Source organism: Cytobacillus citreus (genome assembly GCF_018343665.1).
GTDB lineage: Bacteria > Bacillota > Bacilli > Bacillales > Cytobacillaceae > Cytobacillus > Cytobacillus citreus.
Genome location: NZ_JAGYPM010000003.1, coordinates 689,945 through 706,977, shown reverse-complemented (window position 1 = coordinate 706,977; position 17,033 = coordinate 689,945). Strand labels below are relative to the sequence as shown.

Below are 17,033 nucleotides of genomic sequence, written 5' to 3'. Positions count from 1 at the left end.
AAGGTTTTTCTTTTTAAATGTATCACAGAAATATCGGTAGCTTTTAAGAGGTACGTTTCCGCCTCGGAATGCGTAGTATAATATATTGCGTCGTTAATAATTTCAACCATAGACATTAACAAAGTCATATATACAAGTAATATTGTCCTAGATACCATAATCATTGCATACATGTTAAAATAAAGGAAACTTTATTGAATTAGGTGATGTATTTTGTTATTAGAAGCAGAAAAATATTTAAAGCAATATTTTGGTTATCCTTCATTTCGTTCTGGTCAAAAGGAAATTATCCAAAATCTGTTAAAAAATAAAAACACTCTTGGTATCCTTCCAACCGGTGGCGGAAAATCCCTCTGTTTTCAGATTCCCGCACTAATGCTCCCTGGAACAACAATCATAATATCCCCTTTAATTTCTCTCATGAAAGATCAAGTTGATGCATTACTTACTGCTGAAATACCAGCAACTTATATTAACAGTTCCCTTAATCAGCAAGAATATAAGGAAAGGATGATGGGAATCCGCTCTGGTAAATATAAGCTTGTTTATGCTGCTCCAGAACGATTTGAATCGGAAGGCTTTTTAGAAATGTTGAATTCTTTGTCGATAGCTATGATCGTGTTCGATGAAGCCCATTGTATATCACAATGGGGACATGATTTCAGACCAAGCTATCGTTCAATTATTCAAAATCTTAGTAAGCTGCATTCTCGTCCTGTGTTAGCCGCACTAACCGCAACAGCTACAAAGGATGTTGCAGAGGATATAAGAAACCTCTTAAACATTCAACTTTCAGATAGCTTTATTACCGGTTTTGCAAGAGAGAATCTTGCTTTTCATGTGATGAAGGGTGTGAATAAGAGAGACTTTATCATGCAATATATTAAAAATCACCCACAAGAATCAGGAATTATTTATACCTCAAGTAGGAAAGAAGCAGACCAGCTATACAATTATTTAAATGCGAATCAACTATCTGTTGCCAAATATCATGCTGGTATGGGTGAGGAAGCAAGGAAAAATGCTCAAAACCAATTTGTCTATGATGAAGCAGATATTATGATTGCAACAAATGCATTTGGGATGGGAATTGATAAGTCGAATGTCCGCTTTGTCATTCATTACAATCTTCCGCGCAATATTGAAGCCTATTATCAAGAGGCAGGCCGTGCAGGCAGAGACGGGGAGGAAAGCTCATGCTACTTATTATTTTCCCCACAGGATATCCAGCTTCAAAAATTTTTAATTGAGGAAACAAATCTCGATTTTCAAAAAAGGGAGCAAGAATACAATAAATTAAAGCAAATGATTCACTACTGCCATACTGAAAAATGTCTACAATCGTATATTATTGAATATTTTGATGCTGACGGTGTACAGGATGACTGTGGAAAATGCGGTAATTGCATGGACAAGCGTGAGCAAATCGAGATTACAGAAGAATCACTTATGGTTTTTTCTTGTATAAAAAGAATGGGTGAAAGATTTGGGATCACGTTAACTGCACAGGTATTAAAAGGATCTCAAAATAAAAGGATACGTGAATTTCAATTTGATAAGCTGTCGACGTACGGTCTACTTAAACGATATAAAGAAAAAGAGATTATAGATATAATGAATTATTTGCTAGCGGAAGGATATTTATCATTAACAGATAGTAAATATCCAATTGTTAAATTGACTGAAAATGCTTTACCAGTCTTAAAGAAACAAGAGCAAATTTATATGAAAATGACCATACATGCACCTGCATTTGAAAGGGAAGAAAATAGCGATCTATTTACTGTTCTTCGTTCACTAAGAAAAAAATTAGCAGATGAAGATAAAGTACCACCATATGTTGTCTTTGCTGATACAGCATTGAAAGAAATGAGCAGGTACTATCCAATTGATCAATCATCAATGCTAAGAATTAAAGGAGTAGGTCAAGTAAAATATGATAAATACGGTGAGTTTTTTATAGAGGTAATAAAGAAGTTTATTAGCGATCATAATATCCAAATAAAATCTATGCCGGAAATATCTGTACCGGAAGAGAATGAAAAAACAAATGATATTCCTAGCTATCTAGTATCATATAATTATTATTTAGACGGTCAATCATTGAATGAAATTGCAAAGAAACGTAATTTTTCACCCGTTACCATTCAGGATCATATTATCCGTGCTGTTAGGGAAGGAAATAAAATTCAATGGGAAGAAATTTTTGATGAGCAAACAGAAAAGATCATTTTAGAAGCTGTAAACAGAGTGGGAAAAGAAAAGTTGAAGCTTATTAAGGATGAGATTGATCCAGAGATAGATTATTTTACGATTAAGGCAGTGCTAGCAAAAAAAGAGCTAGTTTAGAAGTAGGCTGAATACCGATGATAATAGCCAAATTTTTATGTAACCTATCCTATTAAAAAAACTAATTTTTTTTCTCCGAGACGGTCTAAATTGCAAACAGGCTCGTATACATGTAGTAAAACTGTCTTGGAGGGATTATATGTCTATAAATAAGAAAACAACCATTGTGTCTGCCGTCCTTGTTTCATCAGTATTATTATCTGGATGCGGATTGTTTAGCTCTGGCGGAAAGGAAAAAATGGATCCGCCTCAAACAGTATCCTATACAGAAGATGGAAAATCTGTTAAAGAGGAATCAACAGAAACCGAAACAACTGGAACTGAGGAAGCAGAGGTTACTGGTACGGTTCAAACAGAGCTTTATTTAGTTAATAAAGATGGAATAGTAGTTCCTCAAACATTAGCTCTTCCGAAAACTGAATCAGTGGCCAAGCAGGCGCTAGAATATCTTGTTAAGGATGGTCCCGTCACAGGAATGCTGCCAAATGATTTTGAGGCTGTCCTTCCAGCAGATACGACATTATCTGTAAATATTAGAGACAAAGTTGCAACGGTTAATTTTTCAAAAGAATTTAAGGATTATCAAGCAGAAGAAGAAATGAAAATTCTACAATCTGTGACTTGGACTTTAACACAATTTGATTCGGTAGATAAAGTGAAATTTCAAATGAACGGTCATGATCTTAAGGCAATGCCTGTTAAGGGATCTCCTATTGGCGAAGGCTACAGCAGGGCGAATGGAATAAACCTTGATACAACAGACGTGGCTGATATTCGTAATACGAAACCAGTAACGGTCTACTATATTGGTGGCAATAAAGATGCCTATTACTATGTTCCTGTGACGAAGCGTGTTTCTAATAAAGAATCTAATAATTTGCGTGCAGCAGTTAACGAGCTTGTGAAGGGGCCAAGTTATGATACAAATCTAGATAGCGATTTCTTAGCGGATGTAAAGCTTTTGGAAGATCCAAAGATCGATGAAAATGGCAAAGTTACTTTAAACTTTAATGAAGCAATTTTTAGCAGCAGCTCTGAAGAGAAGGTTATTTCTAAACATCTAATAAATGCTCTTGTACTCTCAATTACTGAGCAAAAAGGAATTGAAAGTGTCGCTATAACAGTCGATGGCAAGGCAGAGCTTGTAGACGAATCGGGTAAAAATCTGACGGAACCAGTTACACGACCTGAAAAAGTAAACACAGGTAGTTTTTAAAAAAAGTTTTTTGATATACTATATAGTGACAATGGAAAGAGGAGGCAATTCATGTCGCCTCTTTCCGTTGTCATTGGCTTTTTAAAGAATAAGTATAGCTTTTTTTGAGTTAGAGAAATGTCTAGCGTAAGCAGCCACCCCCGACGTACAGGATGTACTAGTGTCGACAATGCGACAGGACAAGGAAAGCTTCGTCAGCGACACCTCGCACGACCAAAAGGGGAGCTTGGGGAGGATGTCGCGGTATTGTCGACCTCGAGGTCATAAGTCAGTCCGTCAAGAAGGTTAAAAACAACCTTCTCGCCGGCCTGTCTTATGCTTGCCTTAGGGTGATCATAGCGCTTCCGCTTTTCTATGAAGTTAAGGAGGAATCTTTTTATGCGTGTAGATGGAAGAGGGCAATTACAATTAAGACCTATACATATTGAAACCAATTATTTAAAGCATCCTGAAGGCTCCGTATTAATAAGCGTTGGAGATACAAAGGTGATTTGTACGGCGAGTATAGATGAACGAGTGCCGCCTTTTATGCGTGGAGAAGGGAAGGGATGGATTACTGCAGAATATTCCATGCTGCCTAGAGCAACAGAGCAAAGAAATATTCGAGAAGCAGCGAGAGGAAAAATATCAGGAAGGACAATGGAAATTCAGCGTTTAATTGGCCGTGCTCTACGTGCAGTCGTTGATCTTGAAGCAATTGGTGAAAGGACAATCTGGCTTGATTGCGATGTTATCCAAGCTGACGGGGGCACGAGAACAGCGTCAATAACAGGAGCATTTGTTGCTATGGCACTTGCATTAGATAATCTCAGCAAAAGTAAAAAGCTATCAAGCTATCCCATCAAGGATTTTTTAGCAGCAACAAGTGTAGGGATTTTAGAAAATAAGCAAGTAGTTGTTGATTTAAATTATATCGAGGACTCTAAAGCATTAGTAGACATGAATGTTGTCATGATAGGCGATGGGGAATTTGTCGAATTACAGGGAACAGGGGAAGAAGCGACTTTTTCCTACAATGAGCTTCAAGAATTATTAAAATCTGCACAAGACGGACTTACGTCCATATTCGAATTGCAAAAAGAAGCTCTTGGCGAAGAGATCACAAACAAAATAAATGCTAGAAAAGATTAAGCGGAGAGGAAGGCTTAGAATGCAGGAAGTAATCATTGCCACAAAAAATGCTGGGAAAGCAAAAGAGTTTGAAAACATGTTCCAACCATTAGGCTATAAAGTAAAAACACTATTAGATTTCCCAGAATTACATGATGTCGAAGAGACAGGGAATACGTTTGAGGAAAATGCCATATTAAAAGCAGAAACGATCTCGAGGGCTTTGAATAAAATGGTCATTGCCGATGATTCTGGATTAGCAATCGATGCGCTTAATGGAAGGCCAGGAATTTTTTCAGCAAGGTATGCAGGAGAAGAAAAAAATGACGAAGCCAATATGGACAAGGCGTTGGGAGAATTGCAAAATGTTGACGATCACGAACGCCAGGCAAGATTTTACTGTGCATTAGCGGTTGCAGCTCCTGGGCAAGAAACCTTCACTGTCACCGGGACATGCGAAGGGATGATTTTACGGGAAAAAAGAGGTGCATTTGGATTTGGCTATGATCCCGTTTTTTATGTTATCGAAAAAGATAAAGCGATGGCTGAGCTAAATCCTGAAGAAAAAGCACAAATTAGTCACCGCGCTCATGCTCTTCGAAAGTTAGAAAGTCAGCTTCCGATCCTCTTTTCAGAGGGAAAATAGATATGAAATTCTTAATTGTAAGCGATAGTCATAGACTAAGCGAAGATTTAACTTCGATTAAGGATAAGCATGCTATGGAAGTTGATCTCATGATCCATTGTGGCGATTCAGAGCTAGCCGCTAATGATCTGTGCCTAAATGGATTTGCAGTTGTTCGTGGAAATTGTGATTTTGATAATAATTTTCCAGAGGATCTTGTAGAAAATATTGGGGATCATAGAGTATTAGTTACTCATGGTCACCGCTATTCTGTAAAATCGACATTAATGAACCTATGCTATCGGGCAAAGGAACTCGATGCCAGTATTGTTTGTTTCGGCCATTCACATTATCTTGGTGCAGAAATGATCGATAACATACTATTCATCAATCCTGGGAGCATTAAACAGCCTAGAGGGAGAACAGAAAAGACATATGTTATTTTGGAAATAGAAAGTGCTGAGATCAATCTCCGTGTATTTGAATTAGAGAAAGGAGAAATTAGTGAATTAGCTCAGAAATTTTCACTTCCAAAAAAAGAGTAAACGGCATATACTTATTGAGGGAAGAAAAAAGCTTCCCTCATAAAATATTTTATATTTTATGTTGACTTTTGATTATTAGTCTAATATAATAAAACTTGTCCTTGAAAGTGACATTACATTTTTTAAAGTATGTAAAATTAAAAAATTTATTAATGTCCCAGTAGCTCAGCTGGATAGAGCAACGGCCTTCTAAGCCGTCGGTCGGGAGTTCGAATCTCTCCTGGGACGCCATTTATACATCAAATTGTTACATATCTACCGACATCTACTCACCTTTATGGTGAGTTTTTTTGTTTTCAAGGCTTTGTTAATGACTATTGTTTAACATAGCCATTCCCCAAAAATAAGACTCTAATGGTGGAGTTTAATTCAAAATTTCCTTTGTTCACAAAATAATATATAAAAAATTTAAAGGCATCTGATCTTATATATATCAACAATGAAAGCGGATACAACAAAACTGATTTATTAAAATTATCAAATAATTCACAAATAAGGTGTTGACGGTTTAGTAAAATGGGCGTAAGATAGTCCTCAATATAAGAAAACAAATAATTCAAAAATATAACAAACAGTCCTTTGGGTTATCAAACTTTTATAACAAGTAGTTTTTTTTAACCTAAAAATTCAATGGTTTAAAGCGGTAAAAAAATAAAGAATATTGAAAAAAGCAAAGAAGAGGATAAGTAGCTTATGCATAGGAATTTACAGAGAGCCGGCGGCTGCTGAAAGCCGGTAATTCTTGCATAAAGTGAACTCGCCTCAGAGCATCAGCTTGAAAGATTCTTTTTAGTAGAGTTGGTCGGGTGTTACCACCCGTTATCAAAACGAACAGCATTTCAGCTGTTCATAAGTGCACGTTAATAGCGTGAATTTAGGGTGGTACCGTGGAACAGGTTTTAAAGCCTTTTCATCCCTTTACCTAGTATAAGTAGGTGTATGAGGGATGAAAGGGCTTTTTATATTGAATTTAAGTAATGAACAAAGAGGAGGTTAAATTAGAATGTTGCAGGATGCTGCCTTTACAGAAACAAAGGCTGAGACAGAATTGGTCACAGGTGCTGATCTGTTATTAGAAGCCTTGGAGAAGGAAAAGGTTGAAGTGATTTTTGGATATCCAGGAGGAGCAGTCTTACCGATTTATGACAAATTATATCATTCAAAAATTCTCCACGTATTACCCAGACATGAACAGGGGGGAATTCACGCAGCTGAGGGGTACGCAAGGATTTCAGGAAAGCCTGGAGTTGTCATCGCTACATCAGGCCCAGGAGCTACTAATATTGTTACAGGACTAACGGATGCCATGATGGACTCCTTACCACTTGTTGTTTTCACTGGTCAGGTGGCAACAAGTGTCATCGGATCAGATGCTTTTCAAGAAGCAGATATTCTTGGGATTACAACCCCAATAACAAAATATAACTATCAAGTACGAAACATAGAAGACATTCCAAGGATTGTTAAAGAGGCATTTTATATAGCATCAAGCGGAAGACCTGGACCAGTACTGATCGATATACCAAAAGACATTGCAGCTTTTGTATCAAAACCTCCGATAGAGCAAGAAATAAACTTACCTGGATATCAGCCGACACTTCATCCTAACTATTTACAAATTCGTAAATTAACAGAAGCGGTTAGCGGGGCTAAAAAGCCAGTAATACTAGCTGGAGCAGGTATCCTACATGCAAAAGCATCAGATGAATTAAAGAGATATGCAGAGCAGCAACAAATTCCGGTTATTCATACATTGCTAGGCTTAGGAGGATTTCCAGCAAATCACAAACTATTTGTTGGGTTAGCAGGGATGCATGGTTGTTACGCATCAAATATGGGATTAAGTGAATGTGATTTATTAATTAATATAGGGGCACGATTTGATGATCGACTGACAGGCAATTTACAGCATTTCGCTCCAAATGCAACTGTTGCCCATATTGATATTGATCCAGCAGAAATTGGTAAAAATGTACCAACATCCATCCCGATTGTAGCAGATGCAAAAGAAGCATTAAAGCAGTTAATTCAGCAAGATGGTAAGCCGCCTGCCAATAAGGAATGGCATGAACAAATTCAAAAATGGCAGGAAGAATACCCCTATTATTATGGCAAGTCAAGCGAAGGTTCTATAAAACCTCAAAAGACAATGGAAATGCTTTTCGAGAAAACAGAAGGTAAAGCTATTGTTGTAACAGATGTTGGTCAGCACCAAATGTGGGCTGCACAATATTATCGTTTCAATCAAGCAGATAGGTGGGTAACTTCAGGAGGATTAGGAACGATGGGATTTGGCCTCCCAGCCAGTATTGGAGCTCAGTTTGCTGATCCTGATGCATGTGTAGTTGCCGTTCTTGGAGATGCTGGTTTCCAAATGTCGACTCAAGAGCTTGCAGTTATCAGGGAGTTTAATCTTCCAATTAAGATTTGCATATTCAACAATCACTCTTTAGGAATGGTTCGTCAGTGGCAAGAGTTTTTTTATGAATCACGTTTTTCTCATAGTAAAATCTCCGTGCAGCCTTCCTTTGTGAAACTAGCTGAAGCCTATGATATCAAAGGTTATGTAATCAGTTCAGTGGATCACGCAGAGGAAATATTAAACGATGTTTTAAATAATCGTGAGCCAGTTCTGCTAGATTTTAGAATTGATCCAAATGAAAATGTATATCCAATGATCGCACCAGGAAAAGGATTGCATGAAATGGTAGGTGCTAAGCCTTGAAAAGAACGATTAGTATGACAGTATTGAATCGCCCTGGGGTATTAAATAGAATTACAAATTTATTTTCCAAGCGAAATTATAATATTGAAAGTATTTCTGTGGGGCTTACTGAACATGAAGGCGTTTCTAGAATTACTTGTGTTATACATGTAGATAGTGAACGAGAAACAGAACAAATTACGAAACAGCTGAATAAGCAAATTGATGTTTTAAAAGTAACTGATATTAGTGACCAAGCAATTGTTGCAAGAGAATTAGCTTTAATTAAAGTTCTTTCAACTCCACAAATAAGAAATGAAATTTATGCTTTAATTGAACCATTTCGAGCAAATGTCATTGATGTGGGGAGGGATAGCCTTGTTATTCAAATTACTGGAGAATCAGAAAAGATCGAGGCATTCATTGAGCTAATTAAGCCATACGGAATAAAAGAACTTGCCAGAACAGGAACGACAGCTTTCCCTCGAGGAACACAGCCTTCAGTAAGCCAAACTAAAGCATATTCGATTGTTTAACTAACTTAAATCGTCGATATAGTTATTAAAAAAAGGCTGTGTTACAGCTTAGTGTTGATATTGCTAATTTGTAGTTGATCGGAGCGCCTGCGCGGAAATCAACATGGGAGTTTAACATACCCAATAAAAAAACTATTTAACAAAGAGAGGGAGAAGAAAAATGGCAAAAATGTATTATAACGGAGATGCAAACGCAGCATATTTAAACGGAAAGAAAGTAGCAGTAATCGGCTATGGATCACAAGGTCATGCACACGCACTAAATATGAGGGATAGTGGTGTAGAGGTTGTCATTGGGCTCAGGAAGGGTAAATCATGGGATAAGGCAGTAGAAGATGGATTCCAAGTATACTCTGTTGGGGAAGCGACAGCTCAAGCAGATGTCGTGATGATTCTCTTGCCAGATGAGCTGCAGACAAAAGTTTATAAAGAAGAAATTGAACCAAATTTAACAAATCAAGCGCTAATGTTTGCTCACGGTTTTAATGTTCACTTTAATCAAATTGTACCACCAAAGGAAAGTGATGTGCTTCTTGTTGCTCCAAAAGGGCCAGGTCACCTTGTTAGAAGAACATATGAGCAGGATGCTGGTGTTCCAGCACTATTCGCCATCTATCAGGATGTAACAGGTGAGGCAAAAGAGCTTGCTTTAGCTTATGCAAAAGCAATTGGTGCACTTAGAGCAGGTGCGTTAGAAACAACTTTTAAAGAGGAAACAGAAACAGATTTATTCGGAGAGCAAGCAGTTCTGTGTGGAGGTTTAACATCTCTTGTCAAAGCTGGATTTGAAACATTAGTCGAGGCAGGGTATCAGCCGGAATTAGCCTATTTCGAAACATTGCATGAATTAAAACTGATTGTAGATTTAATGTATGAAGGCGGATTGGAAGGCATGCGCTATTCGATTTCTGATACTGCTCAGTGGGGAGATTTTGTCAGTGGCCCACGTGTAGTTGATGAAAGAGTAAAAGATGAAATGAAAGCCATTCTAAAAGATATTCAAGATGGAAAATTTGCCAAGGGATGGATCTTAGAGAATCAGGCCAATCGCCCAGTCTTTAATGCTATAAATGCACGTGAAAAGGAACATCTTATTGAGCAAGTAGGAAGAGATTTAAGAAAAATGATGCCATTTGTCAATAAAGATAAGAAGAAAGAAGTTGTTGCAAGTGCCAAACATTAAAATATTCGATACTACCTTGAGAGATGGAGAGCAATCAGCCGGTGTCAATCTTAATCTTTCAGAAAAAATAGAAATTGCAAGACAGCTGGAAAGATTGAATGTGGATATCATTGAAGCGGGATTTCCGGCAGCATCTAAAGGAGACTTTACATCCGTTCAAAAAATTGCACAAATGGTTAAAAATTGTTCAGTGACAGGTCTTGCCCGCGCGGTAATTTCCGATATTGATGCCGCATGGGAAGCGCTAAAAAATGGAGCAGAACCTAGGCTTCATACGTTCATTGCTACATCACCGATACACCGTCAATATAAATTGAAAATGTCGAAAGAGGAAGTAATTGAAACCGCAGTTCAAACTGTAAAATACGCAGCCAGTAAATTTCCGATTGTTCAATGGTCTGCAGAGGATGCATCAAGAACAGAGCTTCCATATTTAGCTGAAATAGTAGAGAAAGTGATTCAAGCAGGAGCTAGAGTCATTAATATACCGGATACGGTGGGATACGGAACACCAGAAGAATACGGAAAGATTTTTAAGTATTTAAGAGAACATGTTTCTTCTATTGATAAAGTGTCATTATCTACACATTGTCATGATGATCTAGGAATGGCGATTGCAAATTCATTAGCGGCAGTGGAGTATGGGGCTACTCAAGTTGAGGGAACAATAAATGGAATTGGCGAGAGAGCAGGGAATGCCGCTCTTGAGGAAATTGCTGTTGCCTTGCATATTAGAAAAGATTTTTATGAGGCTTCTACTCGACTAAATCTGCAAGAAGTTAGCCGAACAAGCAGTCTTGTCAGTAAGCTTACAGGAATGATCGTCCCAGCCAATAAGGCAGTTGTTGGCAGAAATGCTTATGCACATGAATCTGGTATCCATCAGGACGGTGTTTTAAAGGAGAAAACAACCTATGAAATTATTTCTCCAGAATTAGTAGGATTCCAATCCAATTCTTTAGTATTAGGTAAACATTCGGGAAGACATGCTTTTAAGAACCGCTTAAATGAACTTGGACTGAATATAACTGACGAGGATATTAAGGAGTTGTTTACAGCTTTTAAAGATTTAGCCGACCGTAAAAAAGAAATGACAGATGATGATTTAGTAGCGCTCGTATTGGAAGAAAAGCTATCGAAAGAAGAGCGTTTCTATGAATTAATCCAAATTCAAATTCAATACGGAACAAACCAAGTACCAACTGCTACTGTCACATTATCTGGTGCGCAGAAAGAAGTTATCCAAGAAGCGGGAACTGGTGCAGGAAGTATCGAGGCACTATATAATACGCTTGAAAAGTGCATGGCTGGCCCAATTAATCTATTAGATTACCGAATTCAGTCAGTTGGTGCTGGCAGGGACGCTCTTGCACAGGTTTATGTAAAACTTAAGTATTTGGATTTTGAAACGAGTGGACGCGGCTTGGCGCAAGATGTGCTGGAGGCATCAGCGAAAGCATATTTAAATGCAGTGAATAGAGTTATTTATTTGAAGGATAAAAATCCAGAGTTAAGTGTAACTCTGTAAAACTTATCCTATATTAATAGAAATAGTAATCTAAAAAATCATAAGCGGTCACTATCATACAACGGAGGGATAACGATGAAAAAGCGTATCGCAGTATTACCAGGAGATGGAATCGGCAAAGAGGTTGTAAAAGGAGCGATTGAAGTTTTACAGGCTGTTGCAGAACGTTTCGGTCACCAGTTTTATTTTCAATACGGAAAAATCGGTGGAGAAGCAATTGATGCGGTTGGCACCCCGCTGCCCGATGAAACTGTTGAGCTATGTAAACAAAGCGATGCGGTTTTACTAGGTGCAGTTGGCGGATATAAATGGGATCGTCAGCCTGTCCACCTCCGTCCTGAGCGTGGTCTATTAAAAATTCGTAAAGACTTAAATCTCTTTGCTAATTTAAGGCCAACTAATTACTATCCAAGTTTAGCTGAATCTTCACCTCTTAGAAATGAAGTAATTGAAGGTGTAGATATGGTAATGGTTAGGGAATTGACAGGTGGCTTATACTTTGGGAAACCAAGTGAACGAACAAAGAAAAATGGTGAAGATGCAGTTGTAGATACTTTATATTATCAAAGAAAGGAAATGGAAAGAGTCATTAAACTTGCATTTGAGCTTGCAAAAACAAGAAAAGGCAAAGTAACTTCTGTTGATAAAGCTAATGTTTTGGAATCTAGTCGAATGTGGAGAGAAGTTGCAGAAGAGGTAGGGAAGGAATATCCTGAAGTCGTTCTTGAGCATATGTTAGTGGATAATGCTGCGATGCAAATGATTAAAAAACCGAAACAATTCGATGTTGTTGTCACAGAAAATATGTTTGGAGATATTTTAAGTGATGAGGCTTCTGTACTTACTGGATCATTAGGAATGCTGCCTTCAGCAAGCCTTTCACAAAAAGGGCCATATTTATACGAGCCAATTCATGGCTCTGCTCCAGACATCGAAGGTAAAAATGTTGCGAATCCGATTGCGATGATTCTTTCTGCAGCAATGATGCTTCGTCTATCTTTTGGAATGAACGAAGAAGCTGAAGCGGTTGAACAGGCTGTTAATCAAGTTCTAGATGCAGGATATCGAACGGCGGACATTATGTCATTTGGAAAGAAAAAAGTCTCTACCTCTGAAATGGTAGAAGAAGTTAAAGCAACACTACTTGACAATGAAGCAATTTTGAACATCATGAGTGCTTATGCCTAGAAAAGCGTAAGCGCCTTGCTCAGGGGCGACAAGCATAAGGCGAGCCAGCGAGAAGGTTGTTCTTTAACCTTCTTGATGGATTGACTTATGACCTCGAGCCCCTAGGCGCTGGAGCTAGACAAATAGAAAAGCGTAAGCGCCTTGCTCAGGGGCGACAAGCATAAGGCGAGCCAACGAGAAGGTTGTTCTTTAACCTTCTTGATGGATTGACTTATGACCTCGAGCCCCTAGGCGCTGGAGCTAGACAAATAGAAAAGCGTAAGCGCCTTGCTCAGGGGCGACAAGCATAAGGCGAGCCAGCGAGAAGGTTGTTCTTTAACCTTCTTGATGGATTGACTTATGACCTCGAGCCCCTAGGCGCTAGAGCTAGACAAATAGAAAAGCGTTAGCGCCTTGCTCAGGGGCGACAAGCATAAGGCGAGCCAGCGAGAAGGTTGTTCTTTAACCTTCTTGATGGATTGACTTATGACCTCCGACGGACAGGAAGTCCTAGTGCCGATTTTGCCACAGGACGTGGCGTCTTAATCGGCGAGCCCCTAGGCGCTGGAGCTAGACAATAGAGAAGCGTAATCGCCTTAAGGCTTATAATTAGAAAACTGAAAGTGACACGGCCAGCTTTTTGGTCGTGTTTCTTTTAAAAGGAGGAGGAATAGTATGGGAAAATCAATTATTGATAAAATATGGGAGAAGCATGTTGTTCATCAGGAGGAGGGGAAACCGGATTTATTGTATATCGATCTTCATTTAGTCCATGAGGTTACTTCTCCACAAGCATTTTCAGGTTTAAGAATGAAAAATAGAAAGGTGAGAAGGCCAGATAAAACTTTTGCTACAGTCGACCATAATATTCCAACAGATAATCGATATGAGATTAATGATTCTGTCGCATTAAATCAGATGACAACTTTAGAAAAGAATTGCTCAGAGTTTGGTATTCAATTAGCTGGTATTGACAGCCCCGATCAAGGAATTGTCCATGTCATTGGACCTGAGCTAGGCTTGACACAGCCAGGCATGACGATCGTTTGTGGAGATAGCCATACTTCCACCCATGGTGCTTTTGGATCTATCGCTTTTGGTATTGGGACAAGCGAAGTTGAACATGTATTAGCAACCCAGACCATTTGGAGAATAAAGCCTAAAACATTAAAGCTTGAAATTAACGGCAGTCTTAGAAAAGGCGTGACAGCAAAAGATGTCATACTATATATACTCGCGAAATATGGGATAGATTTTGGTACAGGTCATGTCGTCGAATACTGTGGTGATACAATTAGAAGGATGTCAATGGAAGAAAGAATGACGATCTGCAATATGTCTATTGAAGGAGGGGCTCGTGCAGGTCTAGTTAGTCCTGATGAAACAACTTTCTCCTATATAAAAGGAAGAAGATACGCACCAAAAGATGAGGATTTCTCTCTGACAGTAAAAAAATGGGAAGAGCTTGCATCAGATGATGATGCCTCCTATGATAGGGAAATTTGTATAGATGCCAATGATATTGCCCCAATGGTAAGCTGGGGAACGAACCCGTCAATGACAGGAAAAATAAATGAAAAAATTCCGACCATCAATGATTGCAGTTCTGAATTAGAAAAAAAATCCCTTGAAAGAGCTTTAGCCTATATGGGACTGCAGGAAGGGCAAAAAATCGAGGATATTAGGATTCAGCATGTTTTTATTGGATCATGTACAAATTCTAGAATTGAAGATTTACGACAGGCTGCAAGTATTGCAAGAGGGAATAAGGTTCATCCAACTGTGAGGGCGCTGGTCGTACCTGGTTCGCAAGCTGTAAAGAAGCTCTCAGAATCAGAAGGGCTTGATGTCATTTTTAAGCAGGCAGGCTTTGAATGGCGTGATTCAGGCTGCAGTATGTGCTTAAGTATGAACAATGATATTGTCCCAAGTGGAGAACATTGTGCATCAACCTCTAACCGGAATTTTGAAGGCCGTCAAGGGTTTGGTGCAAGAACACACTTGGTTAGTCCTGCCATGGCAGCAGCAGCAGCCGTTTATGGCCGATTCGTAGATGTGGGTGCCATGAGTGCTGCTGAAACAGTTTAAGAAAAGTAAATGCGGTATCGTTGCTAATCGAAATAGGAGGAATTGTATATGAGTGGCTTTAAAGTTTTTGAGGGGAAAGCAGTAGCTCTTGACAGGGCAAATGTTGATACTGATCAGATTATTCCTAAGCAATTTTTAAAAAGAATAGAAAAAACAGGCTTTGGTCAATATTTATTCTATGATTGGCGTTTTTTGAAAAATGGAGAGCTTAATCCTGACTTTGAATTAAATCAGCCTGAAAATCAAAATGCCTCTATATTAATCGCCAATGAGAATTTTGGATGCGGTTCTTCAAGGGAACATGCACCATGGGCTTTGTTGGATTATGGATTTAGAGTGGTAATAGCACCTTCTTTTGCAGATATTTTTCATCAAAACTGTTTAAAGAACGGTATGCTCCCAATTAAATTACAAACCGAAGAGGTAAATTATTTATTTTTAAAAGCAAAAGAACAACCTTATCAATTAAAAGTTGATTTAGAAAATGAAACAATTTCAGATAATAATGGTTTTTTAACGGCATTTCCAATTAATGGTTATTGGAAGAGCATGCTATTGAATGGCTGGGATGAAATTGAGATCACTCTTCAACTAGAAGAAAAAATTTCGGAGTTTGAAAAATCGGGTGGTGTCTTTTCGTAAATTAGATAAACTTGCCGTTTGCCAAGACTTTTTGGCGAATGCCTAGTTATTCTGATGAAATCTTTTTTCCAGATACTATATCGAAATACAAATTCACATTTGTACGTTTGAAAATTTTATCATTTCTATTAGTCAAAAAGATTCGCGGACTGCACAGTGAATCTTTTTGTTTTTTCGAAAATCCCGTGCTAAACTACATAAAAAAGTGTTTTAAATTATTCTGTAAAAAAGGTTTGCAAAAAAGCCAAAAAATACATTAGAGGCGTGACGATTATGAAAAAACGAGATCGGAAAAAACTAAATGATAAAATTATTCTTTTTCCCGATCTAGAAAAAAGGCTTATGGAAAAAGGATTAGAATGTCTACAACAAAAAAAATATCTGGAAGCTATTGAATTTCTTGAAGGGGCAATGGCATTAGAGCAAAATAATAATGATATCCATATTGGTCTTGTTCTTGCTTATTTTGAAGCCGGCCGTCTTTCTGAAGCAAAACAATTAGCAAATAGCATGCTCCAAGAGGGGCTAGGAGATTATATTCAAATTATTGATCTATACTTAATGATTCTTGTACAATTACATCAATATGATGAAATTGTTGCTACGATTGAAATATTAATAGAAGAAAAAGAAATTCCGCATGACAAACTTGAACATTTTACACGATTGCTTGAATTCAGCAAAAAGATGATAGAATCAAATCAAGAGATAGGATTTGTTGAAGATCCTGCTTATGAACCTGAGCCTAATCATCTGGAGCTAAACCTTATATCAATTAAGGATCAACAAGAGCAGATCATGATCGCAGCCCAGCTAGCAGAACGGAATATAAGACCCTTTATCGATGAAATTAAATCATATCTTCAGTTAAAAGAAGGGCAACCATTCTTTAAAACCATCCTTTTAAATGTTTTAACAGAACATGAATATGAGAAGGAAATAATTGTAGAAAAGCTTGACAGAAAACAGGCGATTAAACCGGCCAATCTGCTAGGAGTTCATGAACAGAAACAGATGAAAAGCCTGCTTCAGGTTGTAGGAAATCAACTTGAACATGAAGACCCGATCCTATATGAACATATAAAAAGTTTAATAGCTCGACATAATCTCATTATATACCCATTTCAGCTAGAACCTTTTAAGGATGAAGTTTGGGGGGCAGCCTACCACTCTCTTGCGTCAGAGTATCTTGGTTTATCGCAATCACTGGAAGAGCTCTCACAGCGTTATCAAGTCAAAGAAGAAGAATTGATAAGAGCAGGATTAATTTTAATGAAAATAGAAGAAATTTCATCCACCAATTTATAGGTTCTTTGTTGAAAGCTCGGGTTCATATGTTA

13 protein-coding genes, 1 tRNA gene and 1 other annotated feature are annotated in these 17,033 nt (G+C 38.0%); all 14 genes read left to right on the top strand.

Annotation, left to right across the window (positions count from 1 at the left end):
• Positions 1-213: 213 nt before the first annotated feature.
• The 14 genes from recQ (at position 214) to KHA94_RS15020 (ending at position 17,001) form a co-directional block, all read left to right on the top strand.
• Entirely contained in the window at positions 214-2,349 is a 2,136-nt protein-coding gene (gene recQ, locus KHA94_RS15085; RefSeq protein ID WP_213102943.1) for a DNA helicase RecQ, read from the top strand.
• A gap of 139 nt (positions 2,350-2,488) precedes the next feature.
• Positions 2,489-3,565 (top strand): GerMN domain-containing protein, encoded by a 1,077-nt coding sequence (locus KHA94_RS15080; RefSeq protein WP_213102942.1) that lies wholly within the window; start codon positions 2,489-2,491, stop codon positions 3,563-3,565.
• Between the two features lie 378 nt (positions 3,566-3,943).
• On the top strand, positions 3,944-4,696 hold the full coding sequence (rph, locus tag KHA94_RS15075; RefSeq protein ID WP_213102941.1) for a ribonuclease PH: 753 nt from the start codon (positions 3,944-3,946) through the stop codon (positions 4,694-4,696).
• A gap of 19 nt (positions 4,697-4,715) precedes the next feature.
• The gene (locus KHA94_RS15070; protein ID WP_213102940.1) at positions 4,716-5,321 is read left to right on the top strand and encodes an XTP/dITP diphosphatase; all 606 of its coding nucleotides are present in this window, start codon (positions 4,716-4,718) and stop codon (positions 5,319-5,321) included.
• A 2-nt stretch (positions 5,322-5,323) separates the two neighbouring features.
• A complete protein-coding gene (locus KHA94_RS15065; protein WP_213102939.1) occupies positions 5,324-5,845 on the top strand; it encodes a metallophosphoesterase family protein in 522 nt (173 codons plus the stop codon).
• A 154-nt stretch (positions 5,846-5,999) separates the two neighbouring features.
• Positions 6,000-6,076 (top strand) — tRNA-Arg (locus KHA94_RS15060).
• A gap of 433 nt (positions 6,077-6,509) precedes the next feature.
• Positions 6,510-6,766, top strand: a binding site (T-box leader).
• Positions 6,767-6,848: 82 nt separating this feature from the next.
• Positions 6,849-8,570 (top strand): acetolactate synthase large subunit, encoded by a 1,722-nt coding sequence (ilvB, locus tag KHA94_RS15055; RefSeq protein ID WP_213102938.1) that lies wholly within the window; start codon positions 6,849-6,851, stop codon positions 8,568-8,570.
• Positions 8,567-9,085: an acetolactate synthase small subunit gene (ilvN, locus tag KHA94_RS15050; protein WP_213102937.1), complete on the top strand. Its 519-nt coding sequence runs from the start codon at positions 8,567-8,569 to the stop codon at positions 9,083-9,085. The genes ilvB and ilvN overlap by 4 nt, the downstream gene beginning before the upstream one ends.
• Before the next feature lie 160 nt (positions 9,086-9,245).
• Positions 9,246-10,268 carry a ketol-acid reductoisomerase gene (ilvC, locus tag KHA94_RS15045; RefSeq protein WP_213102936.1) on the top strand — a complete coding sequence of 341 codons (1,023 nt, stop codon included), beginning with the start codon at positions 9,246-9,248 and terminating at the stop codon, positions 10,266-10,268.
• Positions 10,255-11,796 (top strand): 2-isopropylmalate synthase, encoded by a 1,542-nt coding sequence (locus KHA94_RS15040; RefSeq protein WP_213102935.1) that lies wholly within the window; start codon positions 10,255-10,257, stop codon positions 11,794-11,796. Before ilvC ends, KHA94_RS15040 begins: the two co-directional genes overlap by 14 nt.
• A 75-nt stretch (positions 11,797-11,871) precedes the next feature.
• Positions 11,872-12,984 carry a 3-isopropylmalate dehydrogenase gene (gene leuB, locus KHA94_RS15035; protein WP_213102934.1) on the top strand — a complete coding sequence of 371 codons (1,113 nt, stop codon included), beginning with the start codon at positions 11,872-11,874 and terminating at the stop codon, positions 12,982-12,984.
• 654 nt (positions 12,985-13,638) lie between these two features.
• Entirely contained in the window at positions 13,639-15,051 is a 1,413-nt protein-coding gene (gene leuC / locus KHA94_RS15030; protein WP_213102933.1) for a 3-isopropylmalate dehydratase large subunit, read from the top strand.
• Between the two features lie 48 nt (positions 15,052-15,099).
• Complete coding sequence (gene leuD / locus KHA94_RS15025; protein WP_213102932.1) at positions 15,100-15,693, top strand: 3-isopropylmalate dehydratase small subunit; 594 nt, start codon at positions 15,100-15,102, stop codon at positions 15,691-15,693.
• A 273-nt stretch (positions 15,694-15,966) separates the two neighbouring features.
• Complete coding sequence (locus tag KHA94_RS15020) at positions 15,967-17,001, top strand: tetratricopeptide repeat protein (protein WP_213102931.1); 1,035 nt, start codon at positions 15,967-15,969, stop codon at positions 16,999-17,001.
• The last annotated feature ends 32 nt before the right edge of the window (positions 17,002-17,033 follow it).